General features: G+C 49.5%; 15 protein-coding genes. 3 read left to right on the forward strand and 12 right to left on the reverse strand.

The window, feature by feature from the left end; genetic code table 11:
- Position 1: 1 nt before the first annotated feature.
- A complete protein-coding gene (locus Pan241w_RS26260) occupies positions 2–730 on the reverse strand; it encodes a creatininase family protein (protein WP_145221850.1) in 729 nt (242 codons plus the stop codon).
- 85 nt (positions 731–815) lie between these two features.
- Positions 816–1277, reverse strand: coding sequence for a GNAT family N-acetyltransferase (locus tag Pan241w_RS26265; protein ID WP_145221853.1), 462 nt, complete (start codon positions 1275–1277; stop codon positions 816–818).
- 306 nt (positions 1278–1583) lie between these two features.
- On the opposite strand from Pan241w_RS26265, the gene Pan241w_RS26270 reads away from it, so the two are divergent.
- A complete protein-coding gene (locus Pan241w_RS26270) occupies positions 1584–2837 on the forward strand; it encodes a hypothetical protein (protein WP_145221855.1) in 1254 nt (417 codons plus the stop codon).
- A gap of 96 nt (positions 2838–2933) precedes the next feature.
- Here the strand turns inward: Pan241w_RS26270 and Pan241w_RS26275 are convergent, their stop codons facing one another.
- The 8 genes from Pan241w_RS26275 to Pan241w_RS26310 form a co-directional block, all read right to left on the reverse strand.
- On the reverse strand, positions 2934–5114 hold the full coding sequence (locus Pan241w_RS26275; RefSeq protein ID WP_145221858.1) for a hypothetical protein: 2181 nt from the start codon (positions 5112–5114) through the stop codon (positions 2934–2936).
- Positions 5115–5396: 282 nt separating this feature from the next.
- Positions 5397–6812, reverse strand: coding sequence for a sulfatase family protein (locus tag Pan241w_RS26280; protein ID WP_232107281.1), 1416 nt, complete (start codon positions 6810–6812; stop codon positions 5397–5399).
- 36 nt (positions 6813–6848) lie between these two features.
- Positions 6849–7613 (reverse strand): DUF480 domain-containing protein, encoded by a 765-nt coding sequence (locus tag Pan241w_RS26285; RefSeq protein WP_145221861.1) that lies wholly within the window; start codon positions 7611–7613, stop codon positions 6849–6851.
- 53 nt (positions 7614–7666) lie between these two features.
- Complete coding sequence (locus Pan241w_RS26290; RefSeq protein ID WP_145221863.1) at positions 7667–8554, reverse strand: M28 family peptidase; 888 nt, start codon at positions 8552–8554, stop codon at positions 7667–7669.
- A 95-nt stretch (positions 8555–8649) separates the two neighbouring features.
- Positions 8650–9186, reverse strand: coding sequence for a tetratricopeptide repeat protein (locus tag Pan241w_RS26295; RefSeq protein WP_145221866.1), 537 nt, complete (start codon positions 9184–9186; stop codon positions 8650–8652).
- A gap of 106 nt (positions 9187–9292) precedes the next feature.
- Positions 9293–10672, reverse strand: a complete 1380-nt coding sequence (locus Pan241w_RS26300; protein WP_145221869.1) for an MBL fold metallo-hydrolase — start codon at positions 10670–10672, stop codon at positions 9293–9295.
- Between the two features lie 30 nt (positions 10673–10702).
- Positions 10703–11263: a rhodanese-like domain-containing protein gene (locus Pan241w_RS26305; RefSeq protein ID WP_145221872.1), complete on the reverse strand. Its 561-nt coding sequence runs from the start codon at positions 11261–11263 to the stop codon at positions 10703–10705.
- Positions 11264–11313: 50 nt separating this feature from the next.
- Positions 11314–11622: an ArsR/SmtB family transcription factor gene (locus Pan241w_RS26310; protein ID WP_145221875.1), complete on the reverse strand. Its 309-nt coding sequence runs from the start codon at positions 11620–11622 to the stop codon at positions 11314–11316.
- 181 nt (positions 11623–11803) lie between these two features.
- Between Pan241w_RS26310 and Pan241w_RS26315 the strand changes: the two genes are divergently transcribed.
- The gene (locus Pan241w_RS26315; protein ID WP_145221878.1) at positions 11804–12727 is read left to right on the forward strand and encodes a metallophosphoesterase family protein; all 924 of its coding nucleotides are present in this window, start codon (positions 11804–11806) and stop codon (positions 12725–12727) included.
- A gap of 121 nt (positions 12728–12848) precedes the next feature.
- On the opposite strand, the gene katG is transcribed toward Pan241w_RS26315, so the two are convergent.
- Positions 12849–15215 (reverse strand): catalase/peroxidase HPI, encoded by a 2367-nt coding sequence (katG, locus tag Pan241w_RS26320; RefSeq protein WP_232107282.1) that lies wholly within the window; start codon positions 15213–15215, stop codon positions 12849–12851.
- Between the two features lie 460 nt (positions 15216–15675).
- Here katG and Pan241w_RS26325 point away from each other — a divergent pair, with 460 nt between their 5' ends.
- Complete coding sequence (locus Pan241w_RS26325) at positions 15676–17169, forward strand: arylsulfatase (RefSeq protein WP_198000167.1); 1494 nt, start codon at positions 15676–15678, stop codon at positions 17167–17169.
- A gap of 39 nt (positions 17170–17208) precedes the next feature.
- Here Pan241w_RS26325 and Pan241w_RS26330 read toward each other — a convergent pair whose 3' ends face one another.
- A complete protein-coding gene (locus Pan241w_RS26330; protein WP_145221884.1) occupies positions 17209–18399 on the reverse strand; it encodes an SGNH/GDSL hydrolase family protein in 1191 nt (396 codons plus the stop codon).
- Between the last annotated feature and the right edge of the window lie 106 nt (positions 18400–18505).

Genomic DNA, 18505 nt, shown 5'->3' on the forward strand with positions numbered 1-18505 from the left:
ATTAAGTATGAAACGGGGGAATCTCGGCTACATTCGTTCCATCGATCATACCTGCCACGTATTGTGAAACCTGCTTGACGATTTCATCGATCATTTTCTGACCCGCCTCTGCCGTGGCTTCTAAGGGTTCCCGATCTTCCTGATCCTGCATGGCATCGATACGTACATTTTCGGGGAAGGCTGCCATCGCAAAGGCAGTCTCGAATTCCTGGGCATGACCGGGCCAGCGTTTGGTTTTTAAATTCGCCAATGCCACTTCTTCGGGTAGCAGATTCCAGTACGATTCAAACTGCAGATTGATCTCCAGTCGCTGTTGAAATTGCCCCCACATTCCCAGGCAGGGGGCAATATTTCCGCCATGGCCATTCAGAACAAGAATATTATCAAAGCCGGCTTGATGCATACTGCGAATGGTATCAAACAACACACTGAGCCAGCTTCCGGGCAAAGCAGACAACGTTCCAGGATGCTTCATGTGATGTTCGCTGATGCCAATATTCATGGAAGGTGCCACGATCACTTCCGGCGCCAGCAGCCGGGCGGCTTCGGTTGCGACCAGCATCACGCTTCTCCAGTCATGCTCCATCGCCAGATGTTCCAGATGCTGTTCGGTGGCAGCGACCGGGATGATACAGGCCTTTAACTCACCTGACTGCATCCGTTCGCGAAATTCCCGTCTGGTATGTTTATGTAGCAGTACTTCACTGGGCTGACGATTTGATTCCGACATGGATTGATTCCTGAGAGTGATTGACAAGCAAATAGTAGCGCGCGATATATTCTCTAACTGGTATATCATCTACAATCGGAACGCGTCAACGTTCCAGCATTTTTTCCATGACCTGATATCCTGGAAAATCAAACCCGATTTGTCGGTAGGTCGATTGGGCACGTTCGTTTTCCTGTTCCACATACAGACGCAGCCCGACCACATCCGGATTGGATTGTGCCAGCGACTGAATATGGGCAGAGAGTTGCTGAAAGACTCCCTGACGCCGAAAGGCCGGATCAACAAAGACACTTTGGAACCACCAGAACTCACCGTTCCGCCAGTCACTCCATTCGCGCGTAAACATGACCTGGCCGATGACACGCTCTTGATAACGGGCCACATAGTAACAACAGCCGCGGGTATCCCCGAGCGATTCCACAACACCGGTTCGAACCAGTTCTCTGTCGAGCGATTTGGCTTCCGTTTCCTGAGCCAGCTGAATGTTAAATTCAGTAATCATCTCACAGTCGTTCAGAGTTGCCTGTTCAATTTGGATATCCAGCATCAATATTCCTCTTGGAGATAAAACGGAAATGGGAGTCGAGTTTCATGATTCAAACCTAACATTGTGATTGCTATGAAACAAGTTGGGATGATGATTCAGAAAAAGGTCATAGCTCACAAATGGTGATACAGTCCAAACTTTTTTCAAATGTTCTCGCTTTTCTTTCAATAATGAGAAAACTTCAAATGTAAATATGGCGATATTAGATAATACAGCGAATGTGGTTTTGCAGGGATGCATGGTAAAACCTTACAGGATGTGCCATTTTTATGTCCGTGTTAAATCATAATGCTGGGAGATAGAGCCTTGAGAAGTTCAGGGGAACGACAATATCGATTGGACACCAACGCCCGGTTCTCGACTGGTCAGAATACCTGGACGATGATGGTGATGGGAGTAGCGACAGGCCTGTTGGGCATGTACTTCATGGTCGCACGTCCGATGTTAAGCCAGATCAACCACCTGCAGACAGAGTTGGTCGCTGTTCAGCAGGATATGGATAAACTGGTCGGTGCGAAAACCAGTGCCTGGCAGGTCAACAATTTGCTGAGTGTTTTAAATTCTCAGGCAAATCATCTTACTGATGCTCAATCCGCAGTGGCCGAGATTCGAGACTTGCGAATCCTGCTGGAAAAAGAGTCTGCCAAAACAGAACAGGCTCTGGTTGCTTTTCAGAAGATCAATGATTTCCAGAAATGTGTAGTGCAACAGGATGAATTAACGTCGAAAGCCCGAATGACATTGGATGAAATGCTGGCGATGCAGGACCAGCTGGCTTCTCAGACGGCCCAGACGAAACTGACGCATTCCACATTGGAAGAGATGATCAAGTTGCAGAAAATGGCGATCAATCAATCAACGGGCATCAAAGATGCCAAGACTGCTTTTAATGAATTCACCCAATTCAAGCAGCAGATTGTAGATCAGTCTCAGCAACTGGAAGCGGCTCGTGAGAACAGCCAGAAAATGATTGCACTGCAGGAAACTCTGGTGGCTCAAACCGAGCCGATTACTGCTGCACAAAAAACGACGCAACAGTTAATCTCACTGCAGAAAACACTGACGGATGAAGATGTGAACGTCGCGGAAGCCGGTACGAACCTGCAATCGCTGATGACGATTCAGGCTAAGTTGCTGGCAGAGACAGGACGCGTCGTTGATGCGGTTGAAACGCTGGAAGTGCTGGGAGACCTGCAGGATCGGGTGCAGGAACAGGTCGCTTCCATGAAAGGCATGCGACGGGAGTTGCTTGATATTGTCCTGATGGAGAGCACTGTCGCGAAAGCAACCAAAATCCTGGAACCGTTGGCAGAGCTCGGAAACCTGAGCCGGTTGAGCGATGCGGAAGTACGGGAAGCAGCCCGGGTGATCATGGACCAGAGAGACACCCGGATGGGCAAGCATTCTCCCCAGTTTCGCCGTATCCAGCGGGATCAGCTTCCCTCCCGCACATCGAAACTGATGTTGGACGGCAAACCTGTCTTTCATGAAGAGGCAGATAGTAACAGCAGTGGTATCATTGAGAAGCTGGTACCGTCACCACCTGCTGAAGAAGAGTGAACAGTCTCCTGGCTGAAAGTGGCTTGAAATAAAACAGGGCATGGGTGGTCCATGCCCTGTTTTAATTAACTGATCTTCAGCAACGAAGAAGCGTTATTAGTTTTCTTCTTTCTTTGCCTCCGGTTTTGATTCCGGCTTGGCTGCTTTCTTCGCTTCCGGTTTTGTTTCTGGTTTGGCCTCTTTCTTTACTTCCGGCTTTGCCGACTTTTCTGGTTTGGGAGCTGGTTTCGGAGCAGGAGTCGGCTTCGCTTTTTCTGGCGCTGGTTTCGGTTTGGCCGTCTTATAATCAAGCGTGCCGGAGACCGGAACCGAAGCAACCTGGAAGACGTCTTTGGAAAGCTCTCCCTGTACGAAGACAACAAAGTGGAGTTTTTCCAGAGCAAGAGGTGCACCTGTGAAGTTTGCATTTGATCGTTCTTCATAGGCAGACAGATAATCTGTGAGGCGTCCCTTGAAATCACTCAATGGCACTGATTTTGTCAGAGACAATTTGCCATCAACGGCAGGGAAGCCGGTTGGTTCGCTCAACATGGATCGTACAATCATGTCATGCACGTTGATCCCGTTAGATGCTTCAAAGTGCAGTTCGTCTTCCGCAAGTACCGCTACCAGACGCAGAGGTTCTTTAATCTTATCCGTGCCTGTTACATTTGCCTTAAGATCCAGTTTGCCGTCTTTTGCGACAGCAGACAGATCAATTTTGACATCCGTGTTTTCGGAAAGCGCTGGAATCAAGGCTTCCAGAATCTGTTGATAAGAAGATTCAACCTGTTCTACTCCACCGGCAACTCCGGGAACCATTTGACCATTCAAATTGGTAGAAGGAGTTCCACGATGGTTATAGAGGATAAACCGCGCTTCTGAATCCGTATTGGTGAGGGGATCAGGAGCAGGAATATGCTGATGATATCGTAACACGATGACTTTGGAGTCTGGGAAGGAAGCTTCTACGACACCAGTAGCCAGATCGGCTGCGACGCAGGGTGGGCAGGAAGCACCGGTGAATAACTCAATCAACGAGACACGGTTGCCTTTCTTTAAATCAACGTCCTTGGCTTCTTTGGAGACATAACTTTGCAGAAAGCGCTTGAATGATTTCGTCAGATATTCGTCAAGACCTTCTGTGGAACCATGTTTCTCTTTCCAGAGTGCAGTCAGCGTATCTCGAGGATGTTCGAACTTGACTGCTTCCGGATTTTGCTTGGAAGCAAAGAGCAAATTTCGTTCTCGACCTGTCAGAGGAGAGCCGGCCAGAATTCCCAAATGATCAATCGCTTTATCGACACTACCGTGCGATTTTTCATAATTCACCAGCTCTGCCAGTAGTTCACGATTGTGTGGATGCTTTTTCTCCTCTGCCTGAAGCAGTTTACCGGCTTCCTGAATCTGCTCCTTGTTGTCAGATTTCAGGCCCACACGTGCTTTGGCCAGCGCCATGTCCAGGTCCCAACCTTTGAGGGGTTTGACGCCCTCTTTGATCAACTTGTCTGCCTGATCCAGATATTTTGTTGCCAGACTGGAATCAGAATCGCTTCGGGCTAACATCGAACCAACACTGATCAATGAACTGACCTGTTGTCGATTTCCCCAGATACCAGCGGTTTCGATATAACGATTGATGATTTCTTCCAGCGTTTTAGCATCCTTTTTCTGGCTGAGCGCAATGGCGACCAGAGCTGGATAAGCATCCATTGTCAGCGGAACCGTCTTCATCTTTTGAGTAAAATCGTTTAACTGCTCGAATGCATCCTTCGATTGCATTGCCTGCATTAATTCCTGCGCACCAGGTGAAGGCATTGGTTCCTTGATGCGGGAAAGATCTTTTTCAGTGGTCGGCAGCAGGAGGGCGGGAGTACTACTTTCATTATTGAAAGAGATCGTTCCCAGAATCGCAACTCCATCCAACTTGCCCTGAAAATTCAAACGGACAAATTCTTCACCGTCGTTTAACAGGCTTTCTTCAAATTCGACCGTCTTTTCAGTCGCTTTGGATGAGATAATTTTTCCCGGTGCAATTTCCGCACCTTTGGAGAGTAACACAACTGCGGCGGGTTCTTCTTCTGATTTTTTATCTGACTCCGCAGAGGCTTCCGGGGGAGTGATTTTGAACAAGTACAGAGGCATCATGCTTTGTTGCTGCGGCAGCATTAATACCCAGGTCCCCTTCACACTCGTCGGTAATTCGGGAGCCTTGGGTTTCTCGGGGTCCCCCTCTTTCGTTTCACCCGACTTGGAAGCGGTCTCTGTTTCAGAGGGGGCTCCTTTTTCCGAATCCATGGGAGTGGATTCACTGGCAGATGAAGCGGTAGAATTTTCAGCGCTTGGTTCTGAGCCTTTCTGACAGCCAACAGTGATTGTCAGCAGACAGAGTATCAGGCTAATACGAGAAATCGAAAGCATATTTGTCCTCAAAAGTTTAGGTGAGATTGATTCCCAAAGCGGTTCGTATTCTGGTTTTATACGAATTCCGTTTGAATGTTGATGGATATTAAATAAAAAACGCCAATCTTCTCAAAATAGAGCAGGAAACAATTGTCCTCATCGAAAGTACTTATCTTGTTACTGGTAAGCAGGTTCGAGGATCGGATCCTTGATCGATTTCTGCCAGTCAATCAGTTGTTGTTCCAGTGAATCCGCCGTTTTTTGCCATTTTGCATTGGTCCGTCTCCGGATCAAATTTTTCGTTTCCCCCGGATCCGCTTCCAGATCATACAATTCATCCATTCGTTTGGCGCGATAATGTTTGACGAATTTGAATTGCGGAGTACGAATCATCCGCAGATAAGCCAGCCCGTTATTGTGCAGGTCGTATTGCCCAAACAGAGCGGTCCTGTTCTTGACTGGTTTCCCAAACAGTAACGGGGAATAGTCGATCCCATGTAACGTCAGGTTCTCAGGTACGGGCACGTCCAAGGCACCGAGTACAAATTTGAACATATCGACATTCGAAACCATTTCATCAAATTGCGTTCCCGGTTTGATCACTTTGGGCCAGCGCATGACCAAAGGCACCCGGATTGAGGTATCCCACATGTTCGGTCGTTTAGGACCAGTCACACCCCCGGCAAGCCAGTGGCCGTTTCCTTTGGTACTGATACCGTGCCGCCCGTTGTTATAGCCGTGGTCACTGGTAAAAATCACCAGCGTATTATCTGAGAGTTGCAACCGGTCAAGTTCTTTCAGCAGCCTGCCGATATTACGGTCGACTGATGAGATACTGGCATAATAATCCTGATTCGATTTCTTGATCTGTTCTGGAATCACCCCTGGTGCGATGGGAACATCAATGTCCATTCCCCGATAATGGGCTGCATCTTGATCGGGAACGGGGCCGTAGGGTGTGTGCGGTGCTCGAAAATGCAGGCAGAGGGCAAACGGCTTGTCCTTGGATTGCTGCAGGAACTGGATGGCGTCGTCTACCAGCAGATCGGGCAGAGGGCCTTTCCGTTTTTTCGTTTCTCCATTGATTTCCAACGTGGGATCCATGGGACGTGTCCCCCCTGAAAGAAAGCCCATGAAGTGATCGAAACCCATCTGGCTGGGATGAAATCGGTTCTGCTCGCCGAGATGCCATTTCCCAATCAAAGCAGTCTGATATCCGTTTTTCTGCAGTACTTGCGGCCACGTTGACGCAGACAGTCCAAAGCCGCTTTTTGCTTCATCGGGAGATATATAATCTGTGATTTTGAGTTCCGTCGGGTAACGCCCCGAGAGAAACGTGGCACGACTGGGAGAACAGACCGGGGTCGCGACAAACGCATTTGTAAAGATTGCTCCTTCTCGACCGATTTGATCCATGTGGGGAGTATGAATTTGTTTGTTTCCATACAGCCCCATGGCCCAACGTCCCTGGTCATCAGTAACGATCGAAACCAGATTCGGACGTTCCGCGGCTTTACAAGATGTGGCACCACTGAATGGGATGAAAACCAGCATCAGTAATGTGCAGAACGCGTAAGGATGTGTTTTCATCATGATTCTCTCGCTCCGGAAGGATCTCAGTGAAGCGTGTTAACTTCCCAATTCCTGCTTTAGATCTGAAAACTGTTGGTTCAATTGCTCAAGCGATTCTGTCAGCGTATTGATTTGTTGTTTGAGTGATTGATTCTCGATCTGGAGTTGTTCAATCGCATCACGCATCGCGGTTAGTTCGCTGGAAGCAGCTGGTGCGACAGGCGGTGCAGTTGATGTACTTTTAACTTCAGTTGGCTCATTTTCGGGTGCTGACTCAAAACCCAGTGTCTTGCCTTCTTTTTCCTGGTACCAGTTGTGATCGACTTCAATGCCACGCCGTTCAATGCTTCCATTCGATTGTACGTATTTTCGATCCAGAAGTCCTTTAAATTCCGCCCGTAACTGGTCTAATGTCTCAATCGGAACCATGCGGCTGGCGCGGCCTCTGAGTTCACCCATAGTTTGACGGCCCCGTAGCCAGAGTTCTGTCAGAATCGCAAGCTGCGGTTCGGTGAATTCAAAACGGTGCCGCATGTAGTGCCGATACCGTTCGGTGCGGCCGCTGTCTGAATGTACGACCGCCACGATGCCTTTTTCGCGAAGTGCATCCAGAGTTTCAAAAACCTGTGATTCACTGTAATGCGAAATCGGATCACGGTTACTTTTTTGATTGCAGCCTGTCGTCACCGCTTTCAAAGTCAGCGGATACTGGTCGGGGGTGGTAAACGCTTTCTCTAGTAAAACGCCGAGTACGCGTCGTTCTGGTTTAGAAAGTTCGGTAATGGTAAGAAGATCTTTTTTTTCCTGAGTCGCATCGTTCATGATCTATCATATCTTCCTTAGTGAGCAGAAAGGATGAAACAAAAGTGTCAAATTTAATATCCGCTATGCAGAATCTGTTTGGCCGCTTCCAGGCTTCCCTGTGCGACCTTGGTTAAGAACTCAAAGTCAAGCGTATCGACCGTGTCTGTGGGTTGATGGTAGTGCGGATTTCTCAGAAAACTGGTATCCGTAATCATTAACGCCGGATAGCCGGCATCCCAGAACGGGCTATGGTCACTCAAACGAGTGGCCTGCAACATTTCACCATTCTCAGGTACCTGTAATGCTTCTACGGGCAGTCCAGTGACTTTTTGTAAGCCTGCTTGAAATGTTTCGATGAGGGCTGTTGAATTTTGATTTCCGACCACGGCGATGAAGTCTCCCGTATCCGGATACAGTCCCACCAGTTCCTTGGGTAAAGTCTGGCTGCCTGGTGTGGGATCACAGTATCCGAGCATTTCCAGTGAAACCATGCCGCGCAGATCGGTCTGTTGCCCCCGATGAAACTGCGCATGTTCTGCACCACCCAGCATCCCATTTTCTTCCAGGTCAAACGCAACCAGTTCGACGCCCCATTTCCAATCTGAATCTTGAAACAGAGGCAGCAGTCTGCCCAGTTCCAGCAGCGTTGCGACTGCACTGGTGTTATCGTCGGCTCCGGGTGTTTCAGGGCGGGTGTCGAGATGCGCGCCGATACAAAACTGTGGTTTATCGGGAGCGGAGAGTCCTGGATGCCGCGCAATCAGGTTTTGCCCGGAAAAGGTCGTCAGCAGGGAATCCTGTGCCTGAAACGGATGCCGCTCGACTTCCCAACCCGAGGCTGCTAATTCTCGAATGACATACCGGCGCGCCTCTTCCAGTTCCGAACTTTCCGCGGGGCGCGTGGTGCGGCAGAGCAGATCACAGTGCTCTTTTAAACGGCTGGTGTCTATATCCATCATCGTGGCTTTCGATTCCTTGAAGTGCCTGCATATTGATGTGTTTCTGGTCCGTCGTTGTTTTATCCCGATTAATTCAAACTCGAATCGCAGCCGGGCTATGACTTCTGAGAAGTTTTGTCACCTGCTGATTCTACGATAAACTGAAAATCTTTGTCACTGCGCAGCGAATCGAAGTCTGGTTCTTCTTCGATTAATTTCAATAAGCCGGGTTCCATACGCAACGAGCGTCCCAGCCAGGACAGGGCGTTTGTTTTATCACCGGCTAACGCAAAATAACAGGACAGATTATAGAGTACCACAGGTTCTTCGGCGTGGCTGTGGTAGGCTTCTTCCATCACAGAAATGGCCAATGGCAACTGATCGGTGCGTTTGTAACACCAGGCCATGCCCATCAGCGTAGTCAAATTTTCCGGATCGAGATCATAGGCCCGTTGATAAGCATCCAGTGCTTCCGGATACTGCTTTGCCAACTGGTGTGCCTGCCCCAGCAGTCGATTGTATTTTTCGGAATCTCGATCAGCAGGGTCGATGCGGGAAAGTTCACGCAACGCCTGCTCGTGCATCTCAAGCATGAGATAACCTTCGGCGGCGTTCAGATGCCGTTTTGGTCGTGAAGCAGGCAGCAGTACCATTAGAAAACCTATCGCTGAATAAAAAATAAAACCTTTGCCCTATTTTAGTGGATCGGGCAAAGGTTTTTCTATTCAACGTGCAACGATATTTTGCTCGTTCATTAAATTATGTGGCAGTGGTCATCGACCAGGCTTTATAGCCGCCCACCAGATCAATCACATTGTCGTACCCCTGTTTTTCGAGCAGACTGGCGGCGATCGACGAACGATAACCGCCTTGACAATGTACGATCACGGTCTTGTCCTGCGGAATCTCGGCAAGTCGTTCTGTTAAATGATTTAAGGGAATATTCAGACTCCCGGCAATATGCCCCGCGTCCCATTCCGAGGAGGAGCGAATATCGAGAATCGTGGTCGATTCTTCCAGTTCCTTCAACGCTTGTGCCGAAATTCGCCTTGTCTGCGAGACCAGTTCCGGATGATCCTGAAGACTGTTGAGCCCCTCTTTCAGGTACCCTTTGACGTGATCGAAGCCGATCCGGCCCAGCCGCATAATCGCTTCTTCAATCTGATCTTCCTCTTCGGCAATCACGACAATCGGAGCCTGTTTATCGAGCATCGTTCCAGCCCAGGTTGCATAATGGCCCTCCAGGCCGATATTCACGCTCCCTTTGAGGTGTGCTCCAGCAAACTCAGTGGCATCTCTGACGTCAATGACCTGGGCGCCATTTTTCAGCATCTCCAGGACTTCATCCAGAGAATACGCGTGCCATGAAGCGATGATGGCTTCGCTCAATGTCTGCCGGTCTTTCCGGTTTAAGATCGCATCGTGGACAAAGTAATGCGGTGCTTCGGGAAGATCGGTCGTAACCATTTCAATAAACGCCTCTTTGCTCATGGGCTGAAGTGCGTAATTGTATTTTCGCTGCTCGCCTAAAGTCGTCACGGCTTCACTACTCAACTGCTTCCCACACATGGAACCAGCGCCATGTGCCGGGTAAACCAGAGTTTCATCGGGAAGCGTCAGAATTTTGTCATGCAACGAGTCATACAACATACTGGCCAACTCATGCGCCGTCACCCCAATCGATGCCAGCAGGTCGGGGCGACCGACGTCTCCCAGAAACAGGGTATCCCCTGTTAAAATCATTTTGGGTTGATCCGGGTTTTCATCCAGATCATAAACCAGCATGGAAATTCCCTCAGGAGTATGACCGGGTGTTTCCAGTGTGGTTAATTTGACCGCCCCCAGTATGAGCTCATCACCATCTGCGAGTGGCTGATACGGAAACTCGGCTTCCCCTTTGCTTCCCAGATAGATCTGGGCGCCAACGGCTTTCTTCAACTCAATATGACCGGCGATGAAGTCAGCGTGAAAGTGAGTCAAAATCACATGCTTAATCTGAAATCCGTGTTCTCGGGCATCTTCCAGATAGATGTCAATGTCTCGTTGGGGATCGATCACCACCGCCTCACGCGTTTTTTCATCAGCAATCATGTAAGACGCCAGCGATAAACAATCTAAATAGTAGCGTTGAAAAAACATGGTTTAGTTCCTTCTCTCTCGAATGGATTCTTACACACTGCACTGTGCTTTTTCATCAGTTGCAACCTGATTCCAGGGCATCTTGGCGAGGATCATGGCCATTCCACAGGTATCGGTAATTCCAGCAAACATCAGACCGGCTCCTACAAACGCCGACAGACCACTGAACCAGGGATTTACAAACATTCCTAACAGCGCCCCGGTCAGCACCAGGAAGCCAGCGGCAATCCGTACCTGTCGCTCCAGCGAAATCGTCTTCTTGCCACGATTCACAGGCAGCCCCAATTGATCCCAGGCTTTCGTACCTCCCTCGACGCTGACGACGTTAGTTACGCCCGATTCAAGCAGCTTCTGACACGCCATCGAAGAACGGTTGCCGCTTTGACAAATCACATAGACTGTCGCGTCGCCATTTCCATTGGTCCGTTCTTTAATGTGATCTGCACACAATTTGTCCAAAGGAATATTCACGGCGATCGGCGCATGCACTTCGCGAAACTCCGCGGGCGTTCGCACGTCAATCACGTCGACGCCTTTTTCTTTATGCAGCTTGGCCAACTCGTCCGGTTTGATTGTTTTGACTTCTGCCATTTTTTCACCTCGTCATGTCGTAATTTTACGACATATTGTTTTAAAAAAGATCACTTCTGAAAAAAACGTCCTTCAATGCAGGCCATCATTTTATTTAAATGGGGCTCGGCAACCTGATAATAGACGCTCCGGCCTTCACGTTCGCTTGTGAAAAACCCACACCGCTGCATCAGACGTAAATGCTCAGACGCGACGTTGCTGGGAATACCACAGTCTTCTGCAAGCTCACCAACAGTATAGCGACCGCGCAGAAGCAGTTGTACAATTCGAATTCGGGCAGGGTGCGCTAAAACTTTGAGGCATTCTGCAGCCTCTTCCAGCGCCTGGCCGTTAAAATCGGGGGTTTCTTTTGTAATCATAGCTTTGTCACCTCATGTATATAATATCGTGATATTACGATATGTCAATCACAATATTTCTGAATTTTCAGGAAATTCAAGAGCTGGAATTCATTCTTTGGTCATTGATTCTTCATAAATGTCTGCCAAAATAGAGACTTAGGACATTCACCAGAACCCACCTTACAACGAGGTCCTCCTCATGGCAAACCTGATTTTTCTGCAAAATGAACCACTGGGGAGACGTGCTTTCCTCAAAAATGGCACCCTGTTTCTGGCGGGAGTTTCCTCGCCTGCGCTGGGAATGTTATCAGCCCGGGCAGCGGAATCCAAACAACGAGGCACCGTGCGTATCGGGTTGGTGACCGATTTGCATTACGCCGACAAACCGCCTGCCGGCTCTCGTCATTACCGCGAGACGATAACCAAACTGAAAGAAGTCGTAGGGCAGTTTCAAAGTGATCAACCCGATTTCGTCGTCTTTCATGGCGACTTGATTGATTCAGGGGAATCACTGGAGCAGGAAAAAGTTCATCTACAGACAGTCGTCAAAGCGATCTCGGCGATGCCGTTTCCCAAACACTATGTCCTCGGAAACCATTGTGTCGATCAGTTAAAGAAAGTGGAGTTTCTGCAGGGCGTCGGTCAGAAAGCTTCTTATTATTCGTTCGACAAAAATGGCTTTCATTTTGTCGTACTTGATTCCTGTTTCAAAAGTGACGGCACCCCGTACGGTCGCCGCAATTTCAAATGGACCGATGCCAACGTTCCCCCACCAGAACTGGAATGGTTGCAGGCCGACTTAAAGCAGACCACTCATCCCACGATTATCTTTGCTCATCAGCCACTCGATTTAAAAGACACCGATGCCCATGCGGTTAAAAATTCATCTGAGGTCCGCAAGGTTCTGGAACAATCAGGTAAGGTTGCAGCCGTCTTTCAGGGACACAGTCATCGGAACCACTATTCAGAGATTGGCGGCATCCATTACTGCACGATGGTCGCGATGGTCGAAGGGTCGGGCCTGTCGAACAATGGATACAGTACACTGGATCTTCTTGAAGATGGTTCGCTGGTACTGAATGGATTCCGAAAACAGGACGACTATCACTGGAAGAAAAGCTAATCGATGGTCGGTACCATCGCAGAGTGAGTGAAAAAATGGAACAAGGTGGAATCCATGTCGATTCGTCACCTTGCTCCATCTCACAACCACAAATTCCGTCAACAAACACTAACTGAAACGCTTAGCGTTGTTGAAGTGCTACAGACTTCTCTCCTTTCTTCAGAGCAGGATCAAGGTCGAATCGATCCAGATTCATGACCTTCGTCCAGGCAGCTACGAAGTCATTGACAAACTTCTTCTGCGAGTCTTCACTGGCATACACTTCCGCGATGGCGCGCAACTGTGAGTTCGAACCGAACACAAGATCGACCGAACTGGCCATCCATTTCATCTGGTCCGTTTTGCGGTCGCGTCCTTCATAAAAGTGCTCACACATGGGAGACTTCTGCCATTTCGTGTTCATGTCGAGCAGGTTCACGAAAAAGTCATTGCTCAACGTTCCCGGTCGCTTGGTAAACACACCCAGCGGCGATTTCCCGGAATTCGCATTCAGCACCCGCATACCGCCCACCAGAGCAGTCATTTCCGGCGCAGTCAGCGTCAGCAGATTGGCACGATCGACCAGCATTTCTTCTGCAGGTCTGTCATAAGCGGTACCATGATCCTGATAGTTACGAAACCCGTCTGCCTTCGGTTCCAACACAGCGAATGACGCTACATCGGTCATTTCCTGTGTCGCATCGGTACGACCCGGTGCGAAGGGAACCTGAACTTCATGTCCGCCCTTCTTCGCCGCTTGCTCAACCGCGGCACATCCCCCCAGAACAATCAGGTCAGCCAGCGAGACTTTTTTGCCGTCTGACTGAGCGCTGTTGAATTCCGATTGAATTTGCTCCAGCTTTGGCAGGACCTTTGCTAATGTGGCTGGATCGTTGGCTTTCCAGTCTTTCTGTGGAGCGAGACGAATGCGTGCCCCGTTGGCACCACCACGCATATCACTGCCACGGAAGGTAGACGCCGATGCCCATGCGGTCGAAACCAGCTCGGGAACGGACAGATCCGCAGCCAGGATTTTTGCTTTGAGCTCAGCGACATCCTGTTTATCGATCAATTTATGATCGACGGCCGGAACGGGGTCTTGCCACAATTGTGCTTCGGGCACTTCTGGTCCGAGGCAGCGCGAAACGGGCCCCATGTCCCGGTGAGTCAGCTTGTACCACGCCTTGGCGAAGGCCTTAGCGAACTGATCCGGATTTTCATGGAAACGCTTAGAAATCTTTCCATAAGCGGGATCCATCTTCAAAGCCAGGTCAGTCGTGAACATCATGGGTGCGTGAGACTTGGAAGGATCGTGTGCATCCGGCACAGTTCCTTTCGCAGATTCCTCTTTGGGAGTCCATTGGTACGCACCAGCGGGGCTCTTCGTCAGTTCCCATTCGTAGCCAAACAGATTATTGAAATAGCCGTTCGACCACTCTGTCGGGGTTGCAGTCCAGGCTCCTTCCAGGCCACTGGTAATCGTGTCATCTGCATTGCCTTTTCCAAATTTGTTCTTCCAGCCAAGCCCCTGTTCCGCGAGACTGGCGCCTTCAGGTTCGGGGCCAACGTTTCCTTTGGGACTGGCGGCACCATGTGCTTTTCCGAAGGTGTGACCACCGGCGATCAATGCTACGGTCTCTTCATCATTCATTGCCATGTTGCCAAAGGTTTCTCGAATCGCCTGTGCTGATGCCAGCGGATCCGGCTTACCACCGGGCCCTTCCGGATTCACGTAGATCAAGCCCATCTGTGTCGCAGCGAGAGGGTTATCGAGTTTTTTATCATCTTTGTAACGCTGGCGCCCCAGCCACTCGCTTTCCGGTCCCCAGTAAACGTCCTTTTGTGGTTCCCAGACATCAGCACGGCCTCCGGCAAAACCAAATGTCTTGAATCCCATTGACTCCAGGGCGCAGTTACCGGTTAAGACCATCAGGTCGGCCCATGAAATTTTCCGGCCATATTTTTGTTTGATCGGCCAAAGCAACCGACGGGCCTTATCCAGGTTTGCATTGTCGGGCCAACTGTTGAGGGGTGCAAAGCGTTGTGTGCCATCCGATGCACCGCCGCGACCGTCAGAGACACGGTAGGTACCTGCACTATGCCAGGCCATCCGAATGAACAGCGGACCATAGTGACCGTAGTCCGCGGGCCACCAGTCCTGAGAAGTGGTCATCAATTCTTTGATGTCCTTCTTCACTGCTTTCAAATCGAGCTTCTGAAACTCTTCAGCGTAATTAAAATCTTCCCCCATCGGATTACTTTTGAGTGAATTCTGATGCAGGATGTCTAGATTCAACTGATTCGGCCACCAGTCCCCGTTTGACATGCCCCCGGCCGCAGTGTGTCTCTGGGACGGACTTTTTTGTGCGCCCATCACCGGGCACTTACTGATATCCTGTTTCCCACCGTCTTTCGTGAGGGGCGGATGTTTCTGGGCGAAGCCGGCCGTCGCGATGCAGAGCACCGAACAGCCCACTATGACACGAGCGAAGTGCGTTGTTTTGATCATGATCTCTCCTTGAATTTGGGTTGAAATTGAACGTGTTCCATGCGGAATGATGAATCAACGTCAGTTAATTATGGACACGCACATCTAATAATTCCAATGCATTCTGAGTATAGGTGTCATGCACCACACGCATCAAAAAACCACAGAGACCAGGGGGGGGGGACTTTGGCACAAACCTCTTTTATAATTGCACTTACAACCCATAACACCAGGCCGGAGCAATCGAAACCGCTGTGAAGATCCTTGATATATCAATTGATGCAAGTCGTTTACGGACCATCATTTAATTCTTCCCTGCTTTGATGAAATGTACATTGTTTTTCGCCGTCTTTCATTTAATCGAGTTCGATTCTGATGACGTCGCGCTTGACCGGGCGGAACACGTGCCTGATACTAGCGGGAACCACTTCACAAACCCTTAAATGACTCGCTCAGAGGTATCACCATGCAGGCTGCGACAATGCGTTATCCGTTAGAAGTGAAATCGAGAACGACATTATTCGTTTTGACGCTTTCCCTTTTGGCTCTGATCCTCCTCCCCGGAAATACTGCTTTCTCTGCTGAAAAGACGCGGGAGCCCAATATCGTTTTCATCATCGCCGATGACCTGGGTTATCAGGAACTGGGATGCTACGGACAGAAATGGATTAAAACGCCGCACATTGACAAGATTGCCAAAGATGGAATTCGCTTTACGCAATTCTATTCGGGCAATGCGGTCTGTGCTCCCTCCCGCTGCAATCTACTCACAGGCAAACATCCCGGCCACGCCTATGTGCGGAATAATGGCAAACCTCAGTATGTGCAGCACATGAAAGAAAAAGAGGGGTGGGAATATCCCGGTCAGCATCCGATTCCCGATGCAGAAGTCACCATCGCGGAAATGTTAAAGCAGAAAAAATATGCCACCGGCGCCATGGGTAAATGGGGACTCGGACATTTCGGGACTACCGGCGATCCGAACAAGCAAGGCTTTGATCTGTTTTATGGATTCAACTGCCAGGTTCACGCACACAATCATTATCCCAAATTTCTCTGGCGGAATCACGAGAAAGAAATTTTGCCGGGCAACGACCGGACCTTATATGGTAAAACCCATTCGCAGGATAAATTTGTAGAATACGGGCTCGACTTTATTCGCCAGAATCAAGATCGACCGTTCTTTCTGTATCTACCGTTTGCGATTCCGCATCTGGCGATCCAGGCTCCCGAAGAATCACTGGCTGAATACCGAGGAAAAATTCCGGAAGAAAAATACAAGCACCGCGGCTACATCAAACACCCGCATCCCCGAGCCGGCTATGCGGCCATGATCACACATATGGACAAGGGCGTCGGCCAGATCATGGATCTTTTGAAGGAACTGAAACTGGACGACAATACGATTGTGTTTTTCACGTCTGATAATGGACCTACCTATGATCGTCTGGGAGGATCGGATTCCGAGTTCTTCGAATCAGCCGGCCCCTGGCGCGGGTTTAAAGGCAGCCTGTATGAAGGCGGTATTCGCGTGCCTCTCGTCGTACGTTGGCCCGGTCATATTCAGCCGGGAGCAGTCACCGATCATCTATCTGCTTTCTGGGATGTGATGCCGACGATTGCCGCTATCACAGGAACCAAAGCACCCGCTGACATTGATGGCATCAGTTTTCTACCAACGTTGCTTGGCAAACCAAAGCAGCAGAAACAGCATGAATATCTCTACTGGGAATTCCCGGCCTACACGGGCCAGCAGGCGGTTCACATGGGCGACTGGAAAGGGGTTCGACAAAACCTGTTGCGGAAGAAGAACCCGCAAATGAAGATTGAACTTTACAATCTCAAAACCGATCCGGGTGAGCAGCATGATGTGGCTGACCAGAACCCGGAAGTCGTCGCTCGTATCAAATCGATTATGAAAACGGGCCGCACTCCCTCGAAAACATTCCCGTTCCCTGCTCTGGATCAGCAGTAAGCAGGATCGGGATCGCTTTCGCTTCTTTTGTTGGAACGACTATTTTGAGACTTCTTTAATCCAGCTAAACAGACTGTCTCCGATCTGCAGGTAACCACTGGCAGCCGGGTGGACGGCGTTGTTTTGCCGTACCGTTTTCTCAGGGTTATGAGCGTTCCAGGGAACGCTCCGCGCGGGATAGTTGTGCACACAATCCAGATTGACGTGGGTCGGAACAAGATAAATCTGTTGGTCCTGTTTGTCACCGAAGTGCGAAACGAGGCGTTCAACCACCCGATGCTGATTGCGTTTATATTGCCAGCGCGTCTGTCGACGACCGTTGGTTGTCCCGAAGGCATCCTGCGTCGCCGCGGGAGGGACCGGCAGCATCACACCGATTTTAGTCTGGGGACTATAATCGTGAATCATCTTCACCAGAATATCGAGGTGATTGATCATCGTATCCGTTCGCTCTTCAATGGTTTCATCGGTGGCAGAGTAAACGTCATTGGGGCCTAAGAAGATCGTTACCAGGTCCGGTGCTGATCCAGCGTTGAACTCTTTGCAGTAACGGGGGAAATCCAGCTTCGGTTTCCCATCTTGATCTGCATATAAAAATGGGCTGCCCCGCTCTCGGTAGTTTCCCGTACGGGCTGTCTCTTTGAAGTGCGTCGCAAAGCGAACAGCGGTCCAGCCACCATAGCCTTCATGCTGGACGCCGGGATCGTTATTCGGATTATGTGAGCCGATCAGTTTAAGAGCAGGTCCCTGAAATTTCTGACTGAGATCGCGAACGTGTTTCGGGTACATCGAGTTGTGTGTCAAACTGTCACCAATCATCAGGATGCTGGCCGTCTTCTCTTTTCCCGCATCTTGGGGAACAACTCGAAGTCTTGATTCCTGTGAAGCAACGATCTGATTCTTCTGGTCGAGTACATTTAACGTGAATTTGTAATCGCCGATTTCTTTTTCTTCAGGGGTAAATGTCCAGCGTTCATTCTGTAAATGCCCTCTATTACAGTGCACGTCAAACACATAATTCGCGGGATTCAACACCAGACAAACGTTGTCAAAATAAACGTTGGTTTCCATTCCGGGCACCGCATAAATGATCTCAGGCAGAATCAACCGTAAAGGATCTTGCACCTTCTGTTCGGTCTCGGGTTTCGCTGGTTCCTCTGCATGAGACGTACCACAATAAAGGAACAGGCAGAGATTGAAGATTAATGCAAATCGAAATACAGAATTCATGTTGCTTCCATTTAAAAATCAGGTAACCAGACGAGTGTGCGAGGGAGACCAACAAAAGCAGAGTCTGTTGCCAGGAGACTTTCTTAGTTTCATTTAGTCGAAAATT

Source organism: Gimesia alba (assembly GCF_007744675.1).
Taxonomy (GTDB): Bacteria; Planctomycetota; Planctomycetia; order Planctomycetales; family Planctomycetaceae; genus Gimesia; species Gimesia alba.